Source organism: Arcobacter sp. F2176 (genome assembly GCF_004116465.1).
GTDB classification, from domain to species: domain Bacteria; phylum Campylobacterota; class Campylobacteria; order Campylobacterales; family Arcobacteraceae; genus Arcobacter; species Arcobacter siniprincipis.
On the sequence record NZ_PDJV01000001.1, the window covers coordinates 30,918 to 56,590 of the forward strand.

The 25,673-nt window shown below is 27.5% G+C and carries 25 protein-coding genes; 16 read left to right on the forward strand and 9 right to left on the reverse strand.

The genetic code is table 11. The features are described 5' to 3' along the window. Positions 1–37: 37 nt before the first annotated feature. Positions 38–724 carry a SapC family protein gene (locus CRU95_RS00025; protein ID WP_129099102.1) on the forward strand — a complete coding sequence of 229 codons (687 nt, stop codon included), beginning with the start codon at positions 38–40 and terminating at the stop codon, positions 722–724. A gap of 101 nt (positions 725–825) precedes the next feature. Continuing rightward, a complete protein-coding gene (locus CRU95_RS00030) occupies positions 826–3,369 on the forward strand; it encodes an FkbM family methyltransferase (protein WP_129099103.1) in 2,544 nt (847 codons plus the stop codon). Between the two features lie 57 nt (positions 3,370–3,426). On the opposite strand, the gene CRU95_RS00035 is transcribed toward CRU95_RS00030, so the two are convergent. Then, positions 3,427–5,466: a TonB-dependent siderophore receptor gene (locus tag CRU95_RS00035; RefSeq protein ID WP_129099104.1), complete on the reverse strand. Its 2,040-nt coding sequence runs from the start codon at positions 5,464–5,466 to the stop codon at positions 3,427–3,429. A 182-nt stretch (positions 5,467–5,648) separates the two neighbouring features. On the opposite strand from CRU95_RS00035, the gene rlmF reads away from it, so the two are divergent. After that, positions 5,649–6,599, forward strand: a complete 951-nt coding sequence (gene rlmF, locus CRU95_RS00040) for a 23S rRNA (adenine(1618)-N(6))-methyltransferase RlmF (RefSeq protein ID WP_129099105.1) — start codon at positions 5,649–5,651, stop codon at positions 6,597–6,599. Here the strand turns inward: rlmF and CRU95_RS00045 are convergent. The 4 genes from CRU95_RS00045 to CRU95_RS00060 are packed head-to-tail and all read right to left on the reverse strand — an operon-like array spanning position 6,596 to position 10,653. Then, positions 6,596–7,177, reverse strand: coding sequence for a nucleotidyltransferase family protein (locus CRU95_RS00045; protein WP_129099106.1), 582 nt, complete (start codon positions 7,175–7,177; stop codon positions 6,596–6,598). The two genes, rlmF and CRU95_RS00045, sit on opposite strands and share 4 nt — an antisense overlap. After that, positions 7,161–8,054, reverse strand: coding sequence for an XdhC family protein (locus CRU95_RS00050; protein ID WP_129099107.1), 894 nt, complete (start codon positions 8,052–8,054; stop codon positions 7,161–7,163). Before CRU95_RS00050 ends, CRU95_RS00045 begins: the two co-directional genes overlap by 17 nt. A gap of 6 nt (positions 8,055–8,060) precedes the next feature. Next, complete coding sequence (locus CRU95_RS00055; RefSeq protein WP_129099108.1) at positions 8,061–10,196, reverse strand: molybdopterin cofactor-binding domain-containing protein; 2,136 nt, start codon at positions 10,194–10,196, stop codon at positions 8,061–8,063. Position 10,197: 1 nt separating this feature from the next. Next, positions 10,198–10,653 carry a (2Fe-2S)-binding protein gene (locus CRU95_RS00060; protein ID WP_129099109.1) on the reverse strand — a complete coding sequence of 152 codons (456 nt, stop codon included), beginning with the start codon at positions 10,651–10,653 and terminating at the stop codon, positions 10,198–10,200. A 118-nt stretch (positions 10,654–10,771) separates the two neighbouring features. Here CRU95_RS00060 and CRU95_RS00065 point away from each other — a divergent pair, with 118 nt between their 5' ends. The 3 genes from CRU95_RS00065 to CRU95_RS00075 all read left to right on the forward strand — a co-directional run bounded on the left by CRU95_RS00065 (position 10,772) and on the right by CRU95_RS00075 (position 13,583). Then, positions 10,772–11,380 (forward strand): TetR/AcrR family transcriptional regulator, encoded by a 609-nt coding sequence (locus CRU95_RS00065; RefSeq protein WP_129099110.1) that lies wholly within the window; start codon positions 10,772–10,774, stop codon positions 11,378–11,380. 63 nt (positions 11,381–11,443) lie between these two features. Then, entirely contained in the window at positions 11,444–12,097 is a 654-nt protein-coding gene (locus tag CRU95_RS00070) for a hypothetical protein (protein WP_129099111.1), read from the forward strand. Positions 12,098–12,149: 52 nt separating this feature from the next. Beyond that, complete coding sequence (locus CRU95_RS00075) at positions 12,150–13,583, forward strand: mechanosensitive ion channel domain-containing protein (protein ID WP_129099112.1); 1,434 nt, start codon at positions 12,150–12,152, stop codon at positions 13,581–13,583. On the opposite strand, the gene CRU95_RS00080 is transcribed toward CRU95_RS00075, so the two are convergent. From CRU95_RS00080 to CRU95_RS00090, 3 genes are read right to left on the reverse strand one after another with little or no spacing between them, the layout of a single operon-like run. After that, on the reverse strand, positions 13,576–14,817 hold the full coding sequence (locus CRU95_RS00080) for a hypothetical protein (protein ID WP_129099113.1): 1,242 nt from the start codon (positions 14,815–14,817) through the stop codon (positions 13,576–13,578). The genes CRU95_RS00075 and CRU95_RS00080 overlap by 8 nt on opposite strands. Then, entirely contained in the window at positions 14,814–15,047 is a 234-nt protein-coding gene (locus CRU95_RS00085; RefSeq protein WP_129099114.1) for a sulfurtransferase TusA family protein, read from the reverse strand. The genes CRU95_RS00080 and CRU95_RS00085 overlap by 4 nt, the downstream gene beginning before the upstream one ends. Continuing rightward, positions 15,034–15,477 (reverse strand): hemerythrin domain-containing protein, encoded by a 444-nt coding sequence (locus CRU95_RS00090; protein ID WP_129099115.1) that lies wholly within the window; start codon positions 15,475–15,477, stop codon positions 15,034–15,036. Before CRU95_RS00090 ends, CRU95_RS00085 begins: the two co-directional genes overlap by 14 nt. 86 nt (positions 15,478–15,563) lie before the next feature. Between CRU95_RS00090 and CRU95_RS00095 the strand changes: the two genes are divergently transcribed. Beyond that, positions 15,564–16,202, forward strand: coding sequence for a Crp/Fnr family transcriptional regulator (locus CRU95_RS00095; RefSeq protein WP_129099116.1), 639 nt, complete (start codon positions 15,564–15,566; stop codon positions 16,200–16,202). On the opposite strand, the gene CRU95_RS00100 is transcribed toward CRU95_RS00095, so the two are convergent. After that, positions 16,188–16,415, reverse strand: coding sequence for a hypothetical protein (locus CRU95_RS00100; protein WP_129099117.1), 228 nt, complete (start codon positions 16,413–16,415; stop codon positions 16,188–16,190). The two genes, CRU95_RS00095 and CRU95_RS00100, sit on opposite strands and share 15 nt — an antisense overlap. 198 nt (positions 16,416–16,613) lie before the next feature. Here CRU95_RS00100 and CRU95_RS00105 point away from each other — a divergent pair, with 198 nt between their 5' ends. From CRU95_RS00105 to CRU95_RS00145, 9 genes are all read left to right on the forward strand, one after another. Next, positions 16,614–16,982: a helix-turn-helix domain-containing protein gene (locus CRU95_RS00105; RefSeq protein ID WP_129099118.1), complete on the forward strand. Its 369-nt coding sequence runs from the start codon at positions 16,614–16,616 to the stop codon at positions 16,980–16,982. An 81-nt stretch (positions 16,983–17,063) separates the two neighbouring features. Further along, positions 17,064–18,098: a 3-dehydroquinate synthase gene (gene aroB / locus CRU95_RS00110; RefSeq protein ID WP_129099119.1), complete on the forward strand. Its 1,035-nt coding sequence runs from the start codon at positions 17,064–17,066 to the stop codon at positions 18,096–18,098. Next, positions 18,099–19,754: a mechanosensitive ion channel family protein gene (locus CRU95_RS00115; RefSeq protein ID WP_129099120.1), complete on the forward strand. Its 1,656-nt coding sequence runs from the start codon at positions 18,099–18,101 to the stop codon at positions 19,752–19,754. Positions 19,755–19,757: 3 nt separating this feature from the next. Beyond that, a complete protein-coding gene (gene mtaB / locus CRU95_RS00120) occupies positions 19,758–21,023 on the forward strand; it encodes a tRNA (N(6)-L-threonylcarbamoyladenosine(37)-C(2))-methylthiotransferase MtaB (RefSeq protein ID WP_129099121.1) in 1,266 nt (421 codons plus the stop codon). Continuing rightward, positions 21,007–22,488, forward strand: a complete 1,482-nt coding sequence (locus CRU95_RS00125; RefSeq protein ID WP_129099122.1) for an AAA family ATPase — start codon at positions 21,007–21,009, stop codon at positions 22,486–22,488. Before mtaB ends, CRU95_RS00125 begins: the two co-directional genes overlap by 17 nt. Then, a complete protein-coding gene (gene bioV / locus CRU95_RS00130) occupies positions 22,478–22,999 on the forward strand; it encodes a pimelyl-ACP methyl ester esterase BioV (protein WP_129099123.1) in 522 nt (173 codons plus the stop codon). Before CRU95_RS00125 ends, bioV begins: the two co-directional genes overlap by 11 nt. Beyond that, on the forward strand, positions 22,999–23,529 hold the full coding sequence (gene mog / locus CRU95_RS00135) for a molybdopterin adenylyltransferase (protein WP_258238573.1): 531 nt from the start codon (positions 22,999–23,001) through the stop codon (positions 23,527–23,529). The genes bioV and mog overlap by 1 nt, the downstream gene beginning before the upstream one ends. A gap of 19 nt (positions 23,530–23,548) precedes the next feature. Beyond that, positions 23,549–24,883 carry a DASS family sodium-coupled anion symporter gene (locus CRU95_RS00140; protein WP_129099125.1) on the forward strand — a complete coding sequence of 445 codons (1,335 nt, stop codon included), beginning with the start codon at positions 23,549–23,551 and terminating at the stop codon, positions 24,881–24,883. 55 nt (positions 24,884–24,938) lie between these two features. Further along, positions 24,939–25,670, forward strand: a complete 732-nt coding sequence (locus tag CRU95_RS00145) for a DsbC family protein (RefSeq protein WP_129099126.1) — start codon at positions 24,939–24,941, stop codon at positions 25,668–25,670. The last annotated feature ends 3 nt before the right edge of the window (positions 25,671–25,673 follow it).

Sequence of the window (25,673 nt, forward strand, 5' to 3'; positions counted from 1 at the left end):
ATAAGAGATAAAATAATTTAAATATAAAAGGATAAAAATGTATAAAAATATAGAAGTTTTGGATAAAGAAAAATTTAAAGATATAAAATTTACGGAAGTAGAAGCAAAAGAAGTTGGTAAAAATATCGGACTTATACCTCTTGGTTTTACAGAAATTTGGAATGCAAGTCATGATTGTGCTGTTATAATAAGTGCTGGTGAAAATGCTGAATTCTTAGCTTTTTGTGGAGTTACAAACGAAGTTACTATTTTCAATAAAGAAAATGTTTATCTACCAGCATTTATAAGAACATATCCTTTTTTAAATATGGATGTTAGAAATGAAAAAAATGAAGCTAGTAGTGTTATAGGGATAGATAAAAACCCACAATTTGTAGCAAAAAATAAAAAGATATCTATAATAGATAAAGATAAAAATATTTCAAAAGAAGCAAATGATAAGATTGAATTAGTACGGGAATTAAATAGACAAAGAGAAGTTTCAAGAAAGATAATTTTAGAACTAAAAGAGCATGATTTATTAGTTAAAAAAGATTTAAATGTAAAAGTACAAGAAGAAGAAAAAGTAATTTTAGAAGAGTTTTATATTATTGATATTCAAAAACTTGTTAAACTTGATGATAAAATATTAGCTACTTGGGCTAGAAAAGGTTGGATGGGTATATTTGATGCTCATGTAAAATCTATTGCTAATTTTAAAAAAGTTTTAGAATCAAATAAATAATTAAACTAGCGGAGATTACGATAGAAAATTTATTAGAAAATAATGGATTTAATAGATTAGTAAAAGGTAAAAATGGTTATTGCCTTTATAATCATAATGATATGTACATTGGCAAATCAATAGAAGAGTATGGTGAATTTTCAATCCATGAAGCAAATTTATTTGAAAAGATTTGTAAGGAAGGTGATATTGTTTTTGAAGTGGGTTCTAATATTGGAACCCATACTCAAATACTATCTCAAATAGTAACTAACAAAGGTAGAGTTATCGCCTTTGAACCTCAAAGATTAGCTTTCCAAACCCTTTGTGCAAACTTGGCAATCAATAGTATTACAAATGTAGATGCTTATAACCAAGCAGTTGGTCAAAAAATTGATAAAATAAATGTACCTGATTTAGATTATTCAAAAAGTAATAATTTTGGTGGAATAAGTTTACAAAATATACAAAATGGTAAAGAAGTTTATCAAAGAACTTTGGATGAATTTATTAATAAATTAAGTCATTTAGATTTTTTGAAAATAGATGTGGAAGGCATGGAAATAGATGTTCTTCTTGGGGCTAAGAAGATTGTATCAAAATTCAAACCAATTATCTATTTAGAAAATGACCGACAAGAAAAATCAGAAAAATTAATCAAACTAATGTGGTCGATGGGCTATAAACTATATTGGCATTTACCACCTTTGTATAACTTAGATAATTTTTTTAGCAATAGTAATAATATTTTTGAAAATATAGTTTCTGTAAATATGTTTTGTATTCATGAAAGTTTGAAATATGATTTTGATTTAAATGAGTTCAATTTAAAAGAGATAACTGATGCACTTTTTCATCCTATGAGTCAAAAAAAGCTAGAAAAAGAAAAAGAGTATAAAGTCAAATTAAAAGAATATGAAGATGCTTATAGGAATAGAGATTATCAAAAAGCTTTAAATATTATTTCTTCTTTGATAGAAAAAGGATATAAAAATGGAGAGATTTATAATAATTTAGGTTTTTTATATAGTAAACTTCAAAAATGGCAGGATTCAGTTGATTCTTATCAAATAGCTTTAAGACTTGACCCAAATTATTTAAGTAGTTATTTTAATTTTGCAGCCTTACTAAAGGGCCTAAAAAGATATAAAGATGCCTTGCAAGTTTATGTTATGGGTGTGAGAAAATATCCAAAAGATTTTAATTTACATAATAACATTGGAATGGTTTATGAGACTTTGGGAGACGATAATAACGCCATTGAAGCATATAAAAATGCTGTTAGAGTTAATCCAAAGTTTGCAAAAGCAATTAATAATATTGCAGTAATTTTATATAAACAAAAAAGATACAAAGAGTCTAGTGATATGTTTGAGTTAGCTCTTAAAACAGACCCTAATTATGTGGAAGTGTATAGTAATCTAGGAGCTGCACTTAATCGTCAAAAACGATATGGTGAGTCAATAAAAGCTTTAGAAACAGCCATAGAAAAACTACCTAAAAGTGCAGGGGCCTATACAAATCTTGGGAATGTATATAATAAATTATTTGAATACAAAAAAGCAGAAGAACTTCATAAAAAATCTATCAAACTAGAACCAAAAGGTTCTAATGCATATGCAAATTTAGCCTCATCTTTAAAAAACCAAGGATTAGTTAAAAAAGCTATAGACTCTTATAGAAAAGCAATCACTTATGAACCAAGTTTTGTAAATGCACACTTTGATCTTTCTACTGCTTTATTAACTTTGGGTGAGTTTGAAGAGGGATTTCTTGAATATGAATGGAGATTTAAAAAAGATGAAATGATTCCTCATATTGTAAAATATAAAGAGATATTTTCAAAACCAATGCTTACAAAAAATACTAATGCAAAAGATAAAGTTGTTTTAATACATAGTGAGCAAGGATTTGGTGATAGTATAATGTTTGCAAGATTTATACCTCAAATAAAAGAAAAATTTTCTTGTAAAATTATATTTAAAGCACGGGATGAACTTGTGGAACTATTTAAAAATAATTGTGATATTGATGAAGTTTATTATAGAAGTAAACCAACACCAGAATTTGATTTTCATCTTCCTATTATGAGTGCAGCTTTTGTCTTAGGTATTAAAGATTATAAAGATTTTAGTTCAAGTGCATATATAAATAATCTAGAAGATGATAAAACTTTAGCTATACAAAAAGAAAATAAAAAATATAATATTGGGATTTGTTGGAGTGCAAGTGTAACAGGTGAGAGTTATGAAGGTAAAGTTTTTGATTTAAAATACTTTGAACCTTTAATAAATAGCGAAAATTTTAATATTTATTCTTTACAAGTTGGTGATGGAAAAAATGATATTGAAGAAAATTGTTTTACAGATAAAATTATTGATATAACAGATTCTTTAACTGATTTCAAAAAAACTGCAATTTTTGCAAAAAAGTTAGACTTAGTTATAACTTCAGACACAAGTGTTGCTCATCTTTGTGGTGCAATAGGCGTAAAAACATGGACTTTATTGCAAAAATTTCCAGACTGGAGATGGGAAAATAAAGGTGAAAAGTCTTATATGTATGACTCTATGAAATTGATTAGACAAAAACATGATAGAAATTGGGAAACAGTTTTTCAATCTTTGTTTGATAAAGTTCAAAAAGAGTTTAAAGTAAAGTTATAATACTTTAAACTCTTTATTAAAATATAATTCTTGATATTTATATAAAGTTTAAATATCCTAAAAATCAAACTGAGCCATAACTCTATATGTTCGACCTTGTCCTGGGATTCTTCCTATTGGACTTATATCTACTCCTCTAAAGTAATAATCTTTGTCAAACAAGTTATTTATTCCAAAACTAAACTTAGCATTTAGTTTGTCATTTATTTTAACTTTTGTTGAGATTTTTGTATTCCATAACATGTAAGCAGGATTTTCACCTGTGCTACCTGTCATATTTTCTTTTTTTGTATTTGCCGTATCTGAAAAAGTTTTACTTAAGTATATTCCTGTAAGGTTTAAATCATAATCGCTTATATTATAATCAGTAGCGAGACTAAATTGATGTTTAGATACCCAAGGAAGTTTTTTACCCTCATTTTCTCCTGATTTTTGTTCTGTATCTAAATAAGTATATCCAAGAGTAAATTTTGTATGATCAGTCGCTTTTAGACTTAATAGAGTTTCAATACCTTGATGTAAAGTTTTTTTATAGTTTTTAAACTCATCTTCTGCTCTTACAAATTCAATTTGGTTATCATAATCTATTCTATATAAAGTTGTTGTAGCACTAAAGATATCATTTGGTGTATATCTAGCTCCAATTTCATAATTCCAAGCCAATTCTGGTTTTAGTTCACCTTCTTTTGTCACTTGTGCAACTTGAGGTGTTTTAAGTGATTTTTGGGCATTTGTAAATAAAAACAACTCATTTGTTGCTTGATATCCAACACTAAGACCAGGTAGATATTCACTCATATCTTTAGTTTCATTGGTATTATTTATGTTATCTTTAAATCTCATTTTAACTTTTTCTAATCTTACTCCTGGTGTGATTGTAAAATCACCATTCATCAAACTTATAGTATCACTAATATATCCTGCATAAGCACTAGTTTTTATTTTCCAATCTCTTACAGTATTTTTTATATTATCATTAAATTTTGTTTGATATAAGAAATAATCAATATCTTCATTTACATATCTTGCACCAACTGTTATTTTTTGATTTTGTGTTGAATATGTAAATCTTGGCTCTATTCCATACACATCTATTTTTCTATCAGCAGCTCGAATAGAGTCTTCTGTTAGTGGTGTAAAGCCTTTTTTTTGAGCATCATTCCATCCCCATGTAAATTTTCTTTTGCTTGATTGGGCAAAGTTTATAAGACTAAATTCAGTGTTATTTGTAGGATTTAATGTATATGTTAAAGAAGCTCTTTTCGTACTTCCTTCAAAGTTGTCATTTTTTCTTTGAGAAATAGTTCTATCTTTTTCATAATCTTCTGGAAGTATTGCTCCTGGTAAATCAGCATTTGCTTTATAGTATTGAAGAGTTGATTTTAAAGAACTGTTATCTGTAGGATAATACTCAGCATCCAATATTACATTTTTAATATCTGTATCAGAATGATCTCTATATGAATCACCATTGATACCATTATATTGTAATTGCAATCCTAAGTCATCTTTTACAAATCCACCTGTTCTTAGATAAGTATCACTTAGAAGATTTCCTTCATCTGATGTTGTTAAGGTCTCTTTTAAAGTTGTTTTTACTTCATTTGTAATAGGTTTTGTAATAAAGTTTATAACTCCACCAACATTATTTGGTCCATAATGAACAGCTGCTCCACCTCTTACTATATCAATCTTTTCTACTGTATCCATTGTAACTGGGAACAAAGACAAACTAGAGTGACTGTATGGGGCCAAAGTTGCAGGTATACCATTCACCAATGCATTTAAGTAGTCACTTCTTCCAGGTTTTAAACCTCTAACTGATATATTTGGAAGTACACCTGTCCCTGTCTCATCTTGAATTTGAATACCTGGAACTGTTCTTAAAGCTTCTTCTAAATTAAGCGCTGGAGTTTTTTCTAAATACTCAGAGTCAAGAACAGTTCTTGAACCTACATATTTTTTAACCGTTTGTGTTGATGCATCTCCTAACCAACTTCCTTGCACTTGTACATCTTCTAATTGAGTAGTTTCTGTCTGCGCATAAGATATAGTATTTGCTAAAAGTATTAATGCAACCGCATGTGATATTTTCATCTTTTTCCTTTTGTAAATATAATGAATGGAATATTAACGATTTATTCTTATACTAATATTAATAACGATTATCTAAATCATATAAATAAGTTATATATGAATATGTATAAAAAAAGATAAAAATTTGTTATTCTAAGAAGAAACAAGTACAATACGGAAAATAAAATACTAAGATAAATATAATGGCACATAAAGAACACAAAAAAGGTTTACATCCAAGAAACCCTCACAACAAAAGATATGATTTCCCAAAACTTATAAAAAGTTTACCAAAACTTGCAGATTATGTTTTTAAAAATAAGTATGATGAAGTATCAATTGATTTTGCAGACGCAAAGGCTGTTATGGCATTAAATAAAGCACTTCTTTCACACTTTTATAATATCAAAAAATGGTCGATACCTGAGGGCTATTTATGTCCTCCAATTCCAGGACGGGCTGATTATCTTCACTATATTGCTGATATCTTAGCTGAGTTTCATGGTGGAAAAATACCAAAAGGTTCTAAAATAAAAGGGCTTGATATTGGTATAGGGGCTAATTGTATCTATCCTATCGTTGGAAATAGTGTTTACGGTTGGTCATTTGTAGGTAGTGACATAGAAAAAGAATCTCTTGAATCATCTCAAAAGATTATAGAAGATAATGACTCTTTAAAGGGTAATGTTGAGTGTAGATTACAAACAAACCATGACAGTATCTTTACTGGTATCATAAAAGAAGATGATAGATTTGATTTTACTTTGTGTAATCCTCCTTTCCACAAATCCCAAGAAGAAGCTCAAGCTGGAAGTAAAAGAAAGGTTCAAAATCTTACAAAACAAGTAGTAAATAAAGCTTCTTTGAACTTTGGTGGTAAGAGTAATGAACTTTGGTGCAAAGGTGGAGAAGTAGCCTTTGTAAAAGCTATGATAAAACAGAGTAAAAAATATGCTAAAAACTGTTTTTGGTTTAGTACAATCGTATCAAAAAAAGACAATCTACAATTTATCTATGACACTATTGATTATGTGAAACCTACAGAATATGACACCATAGAGATGCAACATGGGCAAAAGATAAGTAGAATAGTTATTTGGACATTTCTTACAAAAGAAGAGCAAAAACAGTGGGCTTCAAAGTGGAAGGATTAAGAGTTTTTAAGTAACTCTTGCCAATCCTCTTTTGTATCCACATCGAAAGAAAAATTATCAGCTAAGACAATACTTATAGGTTCATATTTTAAAAAAAGTTGCTTTGCTCCTTTATTTCCTTTTAGTTTTTTTAATTCTTCAAAATATTTTTTAGGAAATATTGTAGGTACTGCATGTTGATTTTTATATTGTGAGCAGATTATTTTATCTTTATTTTCATTTGATAGCTTTATTAGGTTTTCATAATGTTTTATTGGTATCAAAGGTTGGTCACAAAGCATTATTAAAACTTTTTCCTCTTTTATATTTGATACTCCAAAGGCTATAGTATTTCCCATACCATCTTCATAGTTTGGGTTTATTATTATATTTATATTCTTATTTTCAATCTCTTTTTTTACCTCATCATTTTTATGACCTAAGACAACAGTCACATTTGAAGTTAATTCTAGAGCTTTTTCAATTGCAATATTTATTAAAGATTTACCTTTTAGGTTTAATAGTTGTTTTGGCTCTCCAAGACGACTTGAAGTTCCAGCAGCTAGTATTAAAACAGCTAGATTAATGGATTTTTCCATTTTTTCTAGCTTCTATTTGGGCACATATTGATAGGGCTATTGATTGGTGAGTATGTCCACCTATTTCAATACCAACTGGGGCAAAGAATCTTTTGTCATCTTCAAGTTTGAATTTCTCTTTTTTATCTCTCATACTTACTTTATTTCCCATAATACCTATGTACTCAACTTTTGAATTAAGTAGTGCTTTTAGATAAGTATCATCTGTTTTTGGACTATGACTTAATATCACTGAAGCATTATATTCACTTAAATCCATAGTTAAGATATCTTCAAAGTTTTCTAATTCTATGATTTCATCTACTTCACTTACATAATCTTTATTGATGTTTATGTCCATAAGTGTAGTATTCCAACCCATTAGGTTAGCCATACTTATAAAAGATGTAACATGAGCACCTGAACCAAATATTAAAATAGAGTAGGGCATTTTGATTTCTTGATAGAATTTATCATCTTCAAATTTTGTTACTGTAGTTCTATCTGTAAATACAAAATCATCATTTTTTATATTTCTAATTAGTGTTTTATCAATACTTTTTAAAGCAATGCTTAGTACTCCATAATCATCTTTTTTTGAAAATACTTGAAGAAAATATTTGCTAGTTCCATGTCCTGAGGATTCATCTTTTGGGATATTTTCAAAGTAGTGTGATTTTTTATTTTTAAAGGCAGTTTTTGCATACTCTAATATTTGTTTATGTAAGTGTTTACTTCCTAAAACACCTACAAACTCAAAGTTAGAGTTTATAAGCATAAGGTTTCCAGCCTTTGCATATGTAGAACCTAGTGTTTCTATAACACTAACTCCTACTAAGTCAAGACCTTCTTTTTTACTTTTTTGAATAAATTTTAAATATTGTTTATTTTCAAACATAATTTATTAGCCTATTTTAATTGGCATAGAGTGGTATCTTTTCCCAGTTGCATCAAATAGTGCATTTGGTACTGCTGCTAAGATTGGAGGAACACCTGGTTCTCCTATTCCACCTATTTTTTCTCCTGAGTTTATGATATTTACTTCTATTTCAGGAGAATCTGAGATTCTACTTACTGTATAATCGTAGAAGTTATTTTGTAGTGCTTCTCCGTTATTTATCGTTATTTCACTATATTTAAGTGCTGCAATACCAAAGTTAATAGAACCTGATATTTGGTTTTCTACATTTTGAGGATTGAAAGCAAATCCACAATCAACACTTGCCCACACTTTTTCCACTTTGAAATCATCTTTTGTAACTCTTACCTTTGCAATTTGAGCACAAATAGTTCCAAAAGACTCATGAATACCTACACCATAACCCACATTTTTCTCTTTTTTTCTATTTGCCCAATTTGCTTTTTTAGCTACATTTTTTAATACATTTATAAATCTATGATCTTTTAGCATTTTTAATCTATATTCAATAGGGTCAACGCCAGCTGCAAATGCTGCTTCATCAACTATACCTTCAACTGTTGGTGAACTTTGTGTATGACCAACTGATCTCCACCATAATACGGGTATTGGAGAATCCATTGTAAAGGCTTGCATATCATGACTATCTATATCATAAGGGTGATCTACCAATCCCTCTTTTTGTGCTCCATCTACTCCGTTTTTAAATCCAAAGGCTTCAAAAGGAGAACCTTTGAAAATAGATTGTGAAGTTACTTTTGCATCAAAAGCTGTTATATCTCCATGTTTATCTAAGGCAACTTTTACTTTGTTTTTATATTTTGGTCTATAGTTACCCATTTTGATGTCATCTTCTCTTGTCCATAAAGTCATAATTGGGAACTCTTCATCTTTTGAAACAAAAGCTCCATCTAAAACGAAGTCTCCATTAATAGATCCTCTTCTTCCAAACCCTCCACCTAAATATGGAGTATGGTATGTAACATTTTCACCTTTTACACCTAATACATTTGTAATAGCCCCTAAAGCCATAGTTTGTGATTGTGATGATGACCAAACTGTTGCTTTATCTTTTTCATGGTGAACTACTATTCCTAATGGCTCCATTGGAGCATGGGCTAAGAATGGAAAGTCATACTCAGCTTCGATTGTTTTATCAGCACTTGCAAAAGCTTTTTTAGAATCTCCATCTTTTCTCATAGATGAGCCATCTTTTTCCATCGCTTTTGAGTATTGCTCATTTAGTTCTTTATCACTTGTGTTTTTGAACTCATCTTTATCCCAAACAACATCAATATCTAATAATGCCTCTTTTGCTATCCACCAATGTTCAGCAATAACTGCGATTCCTGAAGGGATTTGTTTTACTTTTATAACACCTTCTTTTTTTAAGGCTTTACTTGCATCAAAACTTTTTACTTTTGCTCCAAAAACAGTAGGGTGATAAACTGCTGAATATTTCATATTTGGAATTCTAACATCTATTCCAAATTCTGCTTTTCCTGTAACTTTTTCCCACATCTCTTTTGGATGTCTTGAGTGTGGTTTCCCTACAAATTTACAATCTTTTAACTCTTTTATTTTAGGATTAGTAGGAACTTTCATCGATGATAAATCACTTACTAAATCACCAAATTTAAAACTCTCTTTTGTCTTTTTATTAAATACTTTTGAGTCTTTTGTATAAACATCATAAGCTCTTACTTTCCATTTTTTAGCAGCTACAGTAATTAGCATTTCATTAACTGCTGCTCCTATTTTTCTCATCTCTAATTGTTTACTGAATACAGATGATGAACCACCTGTAATCATCAATGGTCCAAAAATGCTATTATATACAGGAGCTATCTTTGCAGGTAAAATATTGATATCTTTCCAATCTACATTTAACTCTTCTGCTATACACATAGCCAATGTTGTATATGTACCTTGACCCATCTCAACTTGTCCAACAATAAAGTTAATATTATTATCTGGTGTTATTTCAACAAAAGCATTTGGTTCTAATGCTTTTTCATCTTTTTTAGTTTCACTAGCTCTTGATTTAGTTGGAATATAAAATCCAATAACATATGCTGCACTTACAGCTGTAGTTGTTTTTAAAAAATCTCTTCTTTTCATCTTACACCTCCGCTGTTGCAGCTTTTATAGCTGTTTTTATTTTGTTGTATGTTCCACATCTACAGATATTGCCATCCATAGCTTTTATTATCTCTTCTTCACTTGGTTTTGGATTTGTTTTTACTAGACTTGCTGCATTCATGATTTGTCCTGATTGACAATATCCACATTGTACAACATCTTCTTGTACCCAAAATTTTTGTAGTTTTTGTACAGTTTTATCTGTTTGTGTTTCTATAGTAGTTATTTTTTTATTTCCTATTGTATTAATAGGAGTTTGACAGGCTCGTACTGCCTTATTATCTAAAAGTACGGTACAGGCTCCACATTGTCCCACTCCACATCCAAACTTTGTACCTGTAAGATTTAAATGATCTCTTAGCACCCAAAGTAATGGTGTTTCCGGATTTATATCTAAATCATATTTTTTTTCATCAACTGTTATTTTGAAAGACATTTTTTTTCCTTATTTTGAACTATAAGAAGAATTCTAATATAAAATCCTTAATTTAAAATAAACTATACAGTTTAGTTTATTTTATATTTATTTATATAATTTTAGATACAATTCATTTATGAAAAAAAATAGACCATTAAATGAAGAGAAAAGAAAAGCAATACTAAAAGCTGCCATAAGTGAATTTTATGAAAAAGGATTTGAAGGCTCTAGCATGGATACAATCTCTAAGGAAGCAAATGTATCTAAAGCTACTGTTTATAATCACTTTAAAAATAAAGAAGAGTTGTTTATAGCTATTACTGAGATTTTAAAAGATAGACTTTATGAGAGTTTTAAATACACTTATAATAAAGATAAGCCAATAGAAGAACAACTATATGAAATGGGTAAACAAGAGTTAGACTTCTTGATCGATGAAGAAAATATTACTTTAATAAAGATTGCAACAATTGTAATGATTCAAAAGAATCAAATTGGACTAAAAGTTTTAGAGACAGTAAAGGATGATTGTATGATAACAGTTGCCCAATGGTTTGATGATGCTAAAAAAGATGGAAAATTAGATTTTGAAAGTAGTTCTTTTGTTTCAAGACAATTTATTGGTATGATAAAATCTTTTGTATTATATCAACAATTTTATGGTGCTCCAACTCTACCAAAAGAAGAGCATGAAAACCTTTTAAAACAAGCAGTTAATATGATAAAAGTATTGTATAAAAAATAAATATTTAATTTTGATAAAAAATACAAAATCCATTGTATAATTCGTTTTTTCAAAGGCGAACACATGGCATTTAGAAACTATGCCCCTATATTTAAAGAGATAAGAAGTAGTAGCTTCTTAAAAGTACAATCATTAACATTGTTTTTAACCACTTATATTGACTGGACTTTGATTCCATTTGTTACAAAACTAGAAGGAACTTATCTTCCTGTGTTTATGATTAGTTTTTATATGCTTGTTGGAGCATTGGATGGTTTTATACAACCTTTATTTAAAAATATAAAGATATATAAGATTTATATGTTTGCAATAATTTTAGATGTTATTCAAATATTTTCTTATCTTGTATTTTCTTCCTCAATTTTGACCTTTACTTATGTGATTTTGACAATATTTACTATTCAAGGTATTACTTTTGAAGTATCAAGAATCCATACAGTAGATTTTATGCAAGAAGAAAAGGTACATTTAAAAGATTATTTGATGATAAGGTCTTTTATGATTTCAGCAGCAATTGTATTAGGAAGTGCTAGTGCTATGTTGTTTGATTACTTTTCTTCTGATTTAAAGATTTTATTATGCTATTTAACAATCTTAGGAGTATTAGGAATTTTATTACAAATAAAACTATATAATAAATTTAAAAAAAGAATTTATGGGGCAACTATAAAGATAAAAAAAGATAAAAAAGAACTATTTGAGAAGTTTAGATTATAAATTAAAAAGAGGATTATGTTAATATACATTTATAAAAAATAATGGGGATATTGTGAAAAAACTATTAAGTATTATATTTGTATTTTGTATATTAGTAAAAAGCATTTTTGCAGAAGAGTTGAATATTATAGATAAAGATAATAATAGTTGGCTTCAAGTTTATAATAATCTACAAAAATCACAAGCTCTTGATGAAAATATTAGACAATTAGAAAAAGATATAAGAAAAGCTAATCCACAAAAAAAAGCAGAATTAAAACAATTGTTAAGTCTTCAAGAGAGTAAAAAAGCAATTCTTGATGAATTACCAAAAAGTTTTAATAGTATGCTAGATAAAGTGACAATAAATACAAATGTTAAAGATATAAATCTAATAGAATATCTTTTTGCAAGTAAAAAGATAAAGTTTGCTGCTCAAACTCAAAAGTTAAACTTTTTAAAAAGTCAGTACGATGAAGCAGTAGAATATTTAGAAAATGAACTTAAACTTACTCTTTCACAAGATAGTAAAAATCTTGAAAAAGAAGAACAATTACAAAAAGAAATAGCATATTTTGAGAATGCTAAGGGATTATTAGAGGGTAAAGAAGAGGTTTTAAATCGTACAAAAGATTTATATTACAACTCTTTAAAAGAGTATGGAGAGACCCAATTTGTAACTCATCTTTTAAATTTATCAATTATAATTTTACTTTTTATAGTCTTTTATATTATAAAATATTTTATTATCAAAAAAATTGATAATGAAGAAAAACTATTTAAAGTGAAAAAAGTTTTAAATATCACTTTTTTTATAATAATATTTTTAGTCGCAATTGCCTTTAATATTAATAATATAATTTATGCCGCAACTCTTATTGGTGTGATTGCAGCTGCAATGACTATTGCTATGAAAGAGTATTTACAAAGTATTGCTTCTTGGCTTCAATTGATACTTGGTAACCAGATTCAAATAGGTGATAGAATATTAGTTAATATTGATGGAAATCCTGTAATTGGTGAAGTTATTGAAATATCACTATTTAAAGTAAGTTTATATGAAAGTATAAATAATACTACTTCATCAAAAATAAAAATTGCTGGCCGAATAATATTTATAGCAAATAATGTTTTTGTAAATAATTATGTTTATAACTATACCCATGATAAGATGAAAAATGTCTATGACATGATAGAGCTAAGTATTCCTTTTGGTGCTGATACATACAAAGTAGAAACCATATCTTTTGAAGTTGCTTATGAAATGACTGAAAAATATATGGAAGTAGCTAATAAACAGTTTCAAAGTATGAAAAGGCGATATGATATGCGTTCACGGGAATTTAGACCAAGAATTCATCTTATACCTGATTCTAAAGAGCCATTTTTTACTCTTCGTATTTGGTATGTAGCACCTTATCATCAAATTATGGAATTAAAATCTCAAATAAGTCAAAAAGTAGTAAAGAGATTACTTGATGAAGGAATCTCTTTTTATTCTAAATAGTTTTGTTTAGTCTTTTGTAGTATGTATAAGCACTTATGATGTTATAACATAAAATTAATGATGAAATCAAAAATAAAACTATCGCTACATAAATAAATGATTTAAATAAAAGTGATAATAAAAACATAAAATAGCTAACAATAAAAATATTATATTGAAGTTTCATATAATTATTTTGAATCACTTGGGACATTTCTGCATCAAATATCATTTTTGAACTAAGATGAAACCATGTGAGAAATGGAACTATTTTATATAACATTCCATTTATTAAAGAGTATGCAAAACCAAGACCAAAAACAATTGAAATTAAAAAATCAATTTCTACTTTAATCCAAATAGATATAATCCAAAAAACAGAGGCAAAAGATAGATTAATCATTGCAAAGTACCAAAGATTTATTGTTGTATCTCTTCTTGGTCTCTTTCTATTTTTTAATAAATGTAGAGTAGTAAGTGAAAAGATTAATGTAAATACAGCTAAAAGAGTTTTAAATAATGGCACAAACTTTGAATCAGTAATAATAAATAATGATAAGAAAATTAGAATCAATGAAATTATCCAATAAAAATGATTTTTTATAAAAAGTGGATACTCTTTTGTTACATAAAACATAGGAACAACTTTGTATGAAACACCACTTATTAACATAATTAACCAACCAAAAAAGATAATACTAATATGTACATCTGCAAAGTTTTTAGAAGTAAAACCACTGCCATGATTTATTAATGTTATTATTCCTAAAATAACTCCAAAAAATAAAAAGCTAAGTGCTGTTATAAATGTCTTAACTGTGGGGTTCTTATCTTCAGTTTTTAAAATAGTAAAGAAAGTACTCACTGCAAAAAATACAAGTGCTAAAATCAAGAATAAACTAGATAAATGCATAAAAATTTTCTTGGAAGTTAAAAAACCTGTTATAAAACATATGGTTCCGATATTTAAAAAAAGAAGTACTAATATTGCTTGAATATTTACTTTTTTATATGCAATTCCAATAATCACAGGAATCATTTGAAATAATGAACCAATCATAACATGGGTAAAAAAACCAAGTGTTAGTATATGAGTAATTGCAATAGATTCATAATAATATCTACTTTCTATACCATTTGCATAACTTAATATACTAAAACAAAAAGATATTAAATAAAAGCTAGCAATAATGTAATATATCATCGGTATTTTATAAGGTGGAGCTTGATCTAGTGATAAACCTTGCATTTTCATTTGGTGACCTTGTAAATTTTCATTTCAAAATAGTTTTCTTCATCTTTTATAACTTTATATTCTAAACTATTTTTTTCTAATGCTTCAAAAAGCTTACAAGGAGACATTCTATGTATGAAAGTAAGTGTTTCATCATTTTTTAGTTCATGTATAGCCTCTAAAGCTTTTAAAAGAGGGTAAGGAGCTTCAAGCTCACTTACATCTAAGATAATAGGTTTATTTGAATTCATAAGATTGTAATTTTTCTACAATAGTATCATTATCATTATTGAAGATATTTTGTATCATTGTGTATAGCATTTGTTCTTCTTTTGAATTATGTTGTTGAATAAGTATCATCAATGATTCACTAAGGCCAAAAAACCTATCACTATCTTTATCTTTTATGGCTTCTTCTATTTTGGGGAATATACTTCTTGCTTGGTCATGCTCCATTTTCATAACTTTTGTTGGTCCACACCCACCAGTTGAAGACTTTTCATCAAACATAGGAAACAAATAACTCTCTTCCATATCAAAATGTTTTAAAGTCTCATGTTTAAACTCATCACTTAACTTTAATACTTTGTCCCAATTTGCATTTTCTACTTCATTTTCAAGTTGGGCTAGTAGTTCATCGCACTCTTTATGATTATGTGTCATATACTCTTTAATTGTCATTTTATTCTCCGATTAATTTTAAATTTTGTAATCTTTGCATAAAATCAAAGAAATTAAATTGATACCAATCAATACAAAGATAAATAATGAATATACATGAATATTACTTCTTTGATTCTTTAGATGAAAAAGAGAAAAAAGAACTAGAAAAAATAAGTAGAAAAAAAAGTTATAAAAAAGATGAAATACTTTTTTATAAAGGTGATGAAGCAAAATATTTATATCTTTTAGTAAGTGGAATAGTAAAAGTTTATAAACATGATTATAAAGATAATGAAATAATAATTCATAATCTAAGATCACCTACATTTATAGCAGAAATTGCAAATTATGAAGAAATACCTTATCCTGCAAATTGTTCTTTTGAAGTGGATTCAGAAGTTTATGTAATTGAATATAATAAATTTAAAGAAAACTTTTTATATAAACCAGAAATCTCAATGATGCTGATTAAATCACTTACTAAAAAAATAAAAGCTTTAGAAAACTTTATTAACTATAACATAACAGCAGATAGCAATATAAAGATTACACAATTTTTATATGAAAATGAAGATATCCTTTCCAATTTAAAACAAGTAAAAATTGCTTCTATATTAAACATAACTCCTGAGACTTTATCAAGAAAAATATCAAAACTTAAAAAAGATAAAATTATTGAAAATAATAAGGGGCATATTAAAATATTAGATCACAAAAAGTTAAAAGAGTTATTCCAATTTTAGAACTTGATTAGAAGGATATTTTTGTACAGCTAAGTAGAAGATATTTATATTATTTGTTATATTAGATATTTGGGCACTATATTCTTTTATTTTTTCATTCATCTCTTCATGGGTTAAACTCTCTTTAAAAACTTCTTTTATTTCATTATTCTCAATAGTCTCTTTATACAAATCAAATTTTTTAGTATCCGAATTAAATTTTATTTTTAGCATTTCATTTCCTAACGTATACATTTAAAATAATAATTATTTTGTAAATTTTTATTTGATTAATAAACGATTTTTCGGTATTCTTATAAATTATAATATAAATAAAAACACAGATATAACATTATAATGTTGATAATATCACAATATAATGTTTAATGTCAAGTAAAAAATACATTAATTTGTTGCACAGGAAACATAATATTGATTTATAAGAGAATTAAACATGTTAGAGAAGCTTTGAATTTCTCTTCACAAAAAGATTTTTCAGAAGCCTTGAGTATGCCAAGTAGAACTTATCAAAGTTACGAGCAAGCGAAAGTAAAAGATATACCTCATACCTTTCTTGAAAAGTTAAATTTAAGATATAACATTTCAATTGAATGGTTAATAACAGGAGAGGGCGAAATGTTTCTTAAAAAAAATAGGAATAATGAAGAAAAAGATTATATAGAGTTAATAAAACAATATTTAGAACTTTTGCCATACAAACAACAAGAATATTATTATCATAAAATAAAATCAGATGTTTTGGAAATTGAAATAAAAGAAAATACTAATATAAATACATAAAAACCTTGTAATAAAAACATTATCTTTTCTTAAATCTTTTTAGATATAATCTATCCACTTTATAAAGCTGGAAATTAATAAATGATTGTAAATATAAAACTACCAAATAATATTTCATATGACATAACAATTGATGAATTAAAAGAGTTAACTTTTGATAGAAAAGTTGTAGTTGTAACAAACCCAACTGTTAGTGGATACCATTTAGAATATTTAAAAAATAAAATAAAATGTAATAACTTAAGCATAGTAACTATACCCGATGGTGAAGAGTATAAAAACATGGAAACCATTGATATGATTTTAAATCATTGTTTTGAAAATAGACTAAATCGAAAATCTTTGTTAATTGCATTTGGTGGGGGTGTAATTGGGGATATGACTGGATTTTGTGCAGCAATTTACCAAAGAGGTATTGATTTTATACAAGTACCCACAACACTATTGTCACAAGTTGATGCAAGTGTTGGAGGGAAAACAGGTGTAAATAATAAGTTTGGGAAAAACTTAATTGGAGCTTTTCATCAACCAAGAGCTGTATATATTGACCCATACTTTTTGACTACTTTACCTCCAAGAGAATTCTCAGCTGGGATTGCAGAAATAATAAAAATGGCAGTAACTTTCAATAAAGATTTTTTTGAATGGATTGAACAAAATGATTTAACAAATGTTGAAAATATAAAAGTAGCCATCAAGAAATCTGTTGAAACAAAAGCTTGGGTTGTATCTCAAGATGAAAAAGAAAATGGAATAAGAGCTGCTTTAAATTATGGACATACCTTTGGACATGTAGTAGAAAATGAAACAAAATATTCAAAATATCTACATGGTGAAGCGGTAGGTATTGGTATGATTATGGCAAATGAAGTTGCTAAAAAAATAAGACTTATGAGCCAAGAAGATACTATAAGAGTAAAAAATGTTTTAGAAAAATATGATATTCCAACAACTTATAAAATAAATGATGTGGAAGATTTTTATGAACATTTTTTCTTAGATAAAAAAAGTCTTGACGATAAAATAAAATTTATCTTGCCTGTTGGTATTGGTGATTGTAAAATTACTGATGAAGTATCTAAAACTGATGTTATTGAAGTTTTAAAAGGATTTTAATTGAGAAGAATATTTTTTCTGATTTTTACTATTGTATTTACACTAAACTTAAGTGCTGCAAAAATCGAAAATGCAAAAGAATCTACTGTTATAAATGAAAATATAAACACAAATGAAGAGTCTAAACTAGTTGTGTTAGAACCAACTCCTGAAGTTAAAGCTAAAATTGATAGCTATCTTTTGGGAATTAAAAAAATAAATGATTTATTAGAAGATGATATTTTATTAAAAAGATACTCTAATTATATTGCATATAGAAGTATTTCTAAAGAGTTGCATTCTTTAAAAGAAGAATTAACTGATGTAAATAAAAAAAATAGAGATTTATTATATAAAGTAGAAAATAAAATTAGAATTAAAAAAAATGAGTTAGAACTTATCTCTGAATACAAAGATTCACCTATTGGAAAGTTGATTGATCCTCCTGAAATAGAAAAGTATGAAGCTATAACAAATCCTTTTGGTATTATAAATGCTCTTTCTTATAAAAAGAAGATGAAAGATCATAAAAAAGAGTTTAATAAAATCATAGATGATGTTTCAAGATTAATTACTTTATTAGATGAAAAGATGCTTTTATATCTTGATTTATATAATTTAGACCCAAAAGATGAGTATGAAAAGAAAATCAACTTTTTAGACAATGAGAAAAAAGATTTTAATTTAGTATTAGAAATTTTATCTACTACAAGTGAAGTATATACTAGAAAAATAGAACAAGTTGTTTTAGAAACTGATAATCAAATAGCAGAACAAATCTCAAAATCATTTATTATATTTTCAATAATTGCTGTTGTTTTTATCTTCTCTTTTTTAGTAAAACTTGCCCTTAAAAAGTATTTTTCTCAAAATGAAAATTTTTATATGGCAAATAAAGTTATAAATTTTGTTTTAGTTCTTTTGATTGTGTTAATTGTACTTTTTTCATATATTGATAATGTCTCTTATGTAATTACTATCTTAGGGTTTGCATCTGCTGGTATTGCTATTGCTTTAAAAGATTGGTTTATGTCTATTTTTGGATGGATGGTAATTGTAACTTCTGGTTCTATTCAAGTGGGAGATAGAATAAAAGTTACAAGAGGTGGTGTTGAAGCAGTTGGTGATGTACTTGATATCTCTTTATTTAAAATTACTATTAGAGAAGATATCACTTTAACTTCGTACAGTGTAAATAGAAGAACAGGAAGAATATTTTTTATACCAAACAATTATGTATTTTCAGAAATGATTGCTAACTATACCCATTCAGGACTACGAACTGTTTGGGATGGTATTGATATTACTATTACTTTTGATTCAAATTATAAAAAAGCACAACATATAGCAAAAGAGATATTAAAACATTATTCAAAAGGCTATACAGATATTACAAGAAAACAGTTATCTAAAATGAGAAGTAAATACAACCTAAGAGCTACAGGAGTAGAACCCAGAGTTTATACTTTTGTTGAGCCTTATGGGATTGTTATTTCTTCTTGGTATCTTACAAACTCTTACGCAGCATTAGTTTTAAGAAGCACAATGTCTCCAGAAATTTTGCAGGCATTTATGGCAGAGGATGATATTACAATAGCTTATCCTACACAACAAATTAATTTAGGGGAGAATCAAGCGCAAAGAGTTCCCCCTGCAGATTTACCAGAGGCTCCATAGAATATGAATTTTACAAATACGAAACCAAAAGTATATTTTAAAACTTTTGGTTGCAGAACAAATGTTTTTGATACTCAAGTTATGATGAGTAATCTAAAAGATTTTGAAATTACACAAGATGAAAAGAGTGCAAATGTAGTTGTAATAAACTCATGTACTGTTACAAATAGTGCTGATAGTACAGCAAGAGGTTATATAAACTCACTAAATAAACTTCCAAACAAACCAAGGGTTGTATTTACAGGTTGTGGAGTTTGGACAAAAGGTGAAAACTTATTTAAGGAAGAAAAAGTTGATTCTTTATTTGGGCATAGTGAAAAAGAAAATATAAATGAACTGCTTAAAAATGAAGAACGATTTTTTAATGCTGGTGATTTAGAACATATAGATGAAACTATTGTTGAAGAGTTTGTAGGTAAAAGTAGAGCCTTTATCAAAATCCAAGAAGGATGTGATTTTAGATGTTCATATTGTATTATTCCTTATGTAAGAGGAGATGCTAGAAGTTATAGTGAAGATAAAATTTTAGAGCAAATTACAACACTAGCTAGTAATGGTTTTGGAGAGTTTATTTTAACTGGTACAAATGTTGGCTCTTATGGTAAGAAAAAACATACTTCATTGGCTAAGCTTCTTAAAAAAATCTCTTTAATAAAAGGTGTTAGACGTATACGAATGGGAAGTATAGAACCTATTCAAATAGATGATGAGTTTAAAGAGATAATTGATGAACCTTTTATGGCAAGACATCTACACATAGCACTTCAACATACTTCTAAAAAGATGCTTGAGATTATGAATAGAAGAAACAAAGTATTAAAAGACCTTGAACTTTTTGAATTATTAAAAGATAAAGGTTATGCCCTTGGAACAGATTTTATAGTAGGTCATCCAGGTGAAACAGATGAGTTATGGAAAGAAGCAATTGAAAACTTGCATAGATTCCCACTTACTCATGTTCATGCTTTTACTTACTCAAAAAGAGATGGCACTCCAAGTGCTACTATGAGTGAGCAAGTAAAAGGTGATATTGCAAAAGCTAGATATAATGAACTTGTTTCAATTATTGATCAAAAAAATTATGATTTTAGAAAAAATAATAAAACTACTTTAGAAGTTCTAATTGAACAAGAAAAAAATGGAAAATATATAGGGTTAGATCAACATTTTAACCAAATAGAAATCCAAAGTGATGCTGATTTAGTTGGTGATTGGGTTTATATTGAGAATTATGAAGCAAAGGATAAAATCAATGTTGCAAAATTCTAATGATATGAAAAACAATAGAGATAAAAATTTAAAGTTGATGCTTTTATCAGGTATAGCATTAGTTGTACTATTTTTTTATACTATATATAAAAGTTCTTCTTATATACAAACTAGTACTTATAGCTTCGGATTAGTTTTTATTGTAATTCTTTTAATTTTTGCAGTAGTTGCAAGATTAAAAAAAGATAAAATTCAAGAATTTATCAATAAAAATAAAGTAAAAAACTCAATCTTTGCACAAGAACTTGAAAAAAGAAAAGCTGTGAATGAAGAAGTTCCAAATGAAGAAAATTCCCATATTGAAGTTGTAAAACCAAATACTACTTTTAAAGATGTAGCAGGTATAGCACAAGTAAAAGAAGAACTTGAAGAGATAGTTGAGTTTTTACATAATCCTAAAAAATATTTTAAATATGGAGTCAAATTACCAAAAGGTGTTTTACTTTATGGTCCTCCAGGTGTTGGTAAAACACTTATTGCAAAAGCAGTTGCAGGTGAAGCAAATGTTCCATTCTTTTATCAAAGTGGTGCAAGTTTTGTTCAAATATATGTAGGAATGGGTGCAAAAAGAGTTCGAGAATTATTTGCAAAAGCAAAAGTAAATGCTCCTTCGATTATATTTATTGATGAAATTGATGCAATTGGAAAACAAAGAGGTGGAAAATCAAATGATGAGAGAGAATCAACATTAAATGAACTTCTAACTCAAATGGACGGATTTGAAGGTGATAATGGTGTAATAGTAATAGCAGCAACCAATAAAATAGAAGTGCTTGATGATGCACTTTTAAGAGCTGGTAGATTTGATAGGAGGGTTAAAATAACACTTCCAAATATAAATGATAGAAGAGAAATTTTAAAATTATATTTAAAATCAATCAAGCACAATATTGATATAGAGACTCTTACTACTAATCTTTCTGGATTTTCTTCTGCTTCTATTTCAACACTTATAAATGAAGCCATGTTATATATGATAAAATCAAATGACAAAGTACTTGAACAAAAACACATAGAAATAGCAAAAAATAAATTAGAATTTGGGAAAAAAGAGAATTTTATTTTATCAGATACTGAAAAAGAGATATTATCTATTTATCAAGCTTCAAAAGCATATATAACCAAACAAAAGGTTTCATTATTTGATGAAAATAGCACAAAAATAAATAGTGTATTCCCTTCAAAAAATGAACTTAAAAATGAACTTAAAAAATATCTAGCTGGAAGTATTGGAATTGAAGTATTAAAAGATGAACAGTATGCTATTTTTGAAGAAGATTTAGAGAAAGCAGATAAATTAGCCAAAGAAATGGTTGATAAATTTGCAATGGCTAAAGATTATAAAGAGTTAATTGATCAAACTAAAGTTGAATTAAAAACTATTTTTGATGAAAACTATGAGCAAATAACTAGGTTGTCAAAAATCATGGTAGAAAATGAAGTAATAGAAAAAAATGAAATCTAATTACTTCAGTGGTTTTTGTTTAGAGAATGAAAAAGAACTCTTTTATGAGTATTTAATAGAAAATGATTTTACACTTTCTGGCTTTTCTTATGGTGCTATAAAGGTATTTGAAGAGGCTTTAAATAGTGATAAAAGAGTTGATTTGATTCAACTCTTTTCACCTGCATTTTTTCAAACACAAGATGAAAAATTTGTAAGAATGCAATTAATGTTTTTTAAAAAAGACTCAAAGAGTTATTGTGAAAATTTTTTAAAAAATATATCTTATCCTTCAAGTATTGATGTATCAAAGTATTTCAAGGAAGGTTCTTTAGAAGAGTTAGAATCTCTTCTTTGTTATAAGTGGGATATAAAGAAAATAAATAAACTTTTAGAAAAAGGTACTAAAATAGAAGTTTATTTAGGTAAAGAAGATAAAATCATAGACTCAAAAAAAGCCTATGAGTTTTTTAAAGATTTTTCAACTGTTTATTTTATGAAAAATCATGGACATATTTTAAAAGGATTATAATGGCAGCAAAAATAGGTATTGTAACTGCAAGTGATAGAGCAAGCAAAGGTGTATATGAAGATTTATCTGGACAGGCTATTATTGATACATTAAATGAGTATTTATCTAGCAAATGGGAACCAGTGTATAAATGCATAGAAGATAGCCAAGAAACAATAGAAAATACGCTAAAAGATTTAATTGACAATGAAAACTGTTGTCTAGTTGTAACAACTGGTGGAACAGGGCCTGCTAAAAGGGATGTGACCCCAGAAGCTACAGAAAATGTATGTGATAGAATGATGCCAGGTTTTGGGGAACTTATGCGTGCAGAATCTTTAAAATTTGTACCAACAGCAATTTTATCAAGACAAACAGCAGGACTTAGAGGTAGTTCTTTAATTGTAAATCTTCCTGGAAAACCAAAATCTATAAGAGAGTGTTTAGATGCAGTATTTCCAGCAATTCCATATTGTATTGATTTGATGGAAGGACCTTTTTTAGAATGCAATGAAGAGGTTATAAAACCTTTTAGACCAAAACAAAAATAATTTATTAATAGGAAAAAAATTGAAAAAAATAATTATAACAATTGGGTTATCTGTAATTTTATTTTATCTTTTAACTTTTTACTTTTCAACTCAACATGCAACTTTAATCTCAATAATATTTTTACTTGTAGTATTATGGTCAAATGAAGGATTGGCTTTAGGGGTTGTATCTTTGCTTCCTATTTTACTTTTTCCTACCTTTGACATATTAAGTACTAATGAAACGGTTTCCAATTATTCAAAATCGATAATCTTTCTGTTTTTAGGTGGTTTTATGATTGCAATTGCTACACAAAAGACAGAATTGCATAAATATATTTCTAATAAACTCTTGACTTTATTTCCAAATACTCCAAGAGGAATTATTTTTTCACTTGCTATTACTTCTGCATGTTTGAGTTCACTTATTTCAAACACAACAACAGCACTTTTATTGATTCCCATTGCTATATATTTAAGTGATGATGCAAAAGTTAGACTTAGATTTGTATTAGCTATTGCTTATGGGGCAAGTATTGGAGGAATTGTTACTCCAATAGGAACTCCACCAAATCTTATTCTTTTAGGTTTTATGGAACAACATCACCTTGAAGCAATCCCCTTTGTTAAATGGATAGTATTAACAGCCCCTTTAGCAATGGCAATGTTAATAGTTATACCATATGTTTTATCTTTGGGATTAAAAAACTCAGTTATTGATGCTAGTTTACATAAAGTTAAACCTTTAACTAGTGATCAAAAGAGATTAGTATATATTCTTGGGTCTTTAATAATTTTATTATTTGTGAATTCAAAAATAGAACCTTATTATATGGGATTAGGTTTAAATGAAAAAGGAATACTTCTTGGTTATGGATTATTAATGTTTTTACCAAGAATTGGTTTTTTAACTTGGGATGATACAGTAAAAGTTCCATATGAAATTATGTTTTTATTTGGGGCAGGTTTTTCTATTGCAATGGCCTTTTCAAAAACAGGTTTAGCTGATGTTATCGCTCATCATTTATTATCTTTAACAGGATTACCTGTAGTTTTACTCATACTTTTAGTGGCTGCATTAGTTACTTTTACTACAGAAATTACCTCAAATACTGCTTTAATATCTGTTGTTCTTCCTATTCTTTATTCACTTGGTGATGTAGGAGGAGTTGATTTATCCTTAATATTATTTGTAGCAACTATTTGTGCTTCTTATGCATTTATGTTGCCAATTGCAACCCCACCAAATGCTATAGCTATGAGTAGTGGAGTTGTAAAAGTAAGTGATATGGCAAAATATGGATTAATTTTCAATATTTTAGGTATAGTTTTCATAACAATTATTGCAATGGTTTATTGGCAATATAGTATATAGTTTCACAATAAATTAACAATGATATGTTAATATCTATAAAATTTAGGAGAATAGAATGAAAAAGATTTTTAAATTAATGTTTTTATTTACTATGTTAATTTCATTGAATGCATTTGCAACAACAGAATTAAGTAAAAGTGAGGTTAATGAAATAGGTAAGCTTCCAATATTTTTTGGTTCTGGAATGAAAGTTTTAAAAGCTTATAAAGAAGATAATTTTTACCTTTTAAGAGTAAATATTCAAGAAAATATTCAAGAATTAGTTTTAACTGCTGATAAAAAATATTTAATTGCAGGTAAAATTTATAATGTTACATCTGGTGAACAAGTTTCAATTCCTAATGATGTATCGATTTTAAAAGACAAAGAAGTTTTAACTTATGGTACGGGAAATGATGTTTATTATTTATTTACAGATCCAGAATGTCCATATTGTAAAAAGTTTGAGTCGTATTTTGACCAAATTAAAAATGATGTTCAGTTTAAAATTTTCTTTTTTCCTTTAAGTTTTCACAAAAATGCAATACCTTTATCTAAATATGTTTTATCATTTAAATCAAATGAAGATAGAGTAAATGCCTTATTAAATGTAACTCCTACTACGAAAGAGTTTTTAAGTAAAAAATATACAAAAGTACAAGATGAAGCTTTAACAAATGTTATTGATGCTCAAATGAAATTGGGTGAAAAACTAGGTGTAAGAGGAACTCCAACACTATACGATATCCATGGGAAAGCACTTTCATGGGTAAAAGTTTTAGAAAGATATGGGATAGAAGTTAAATAATAT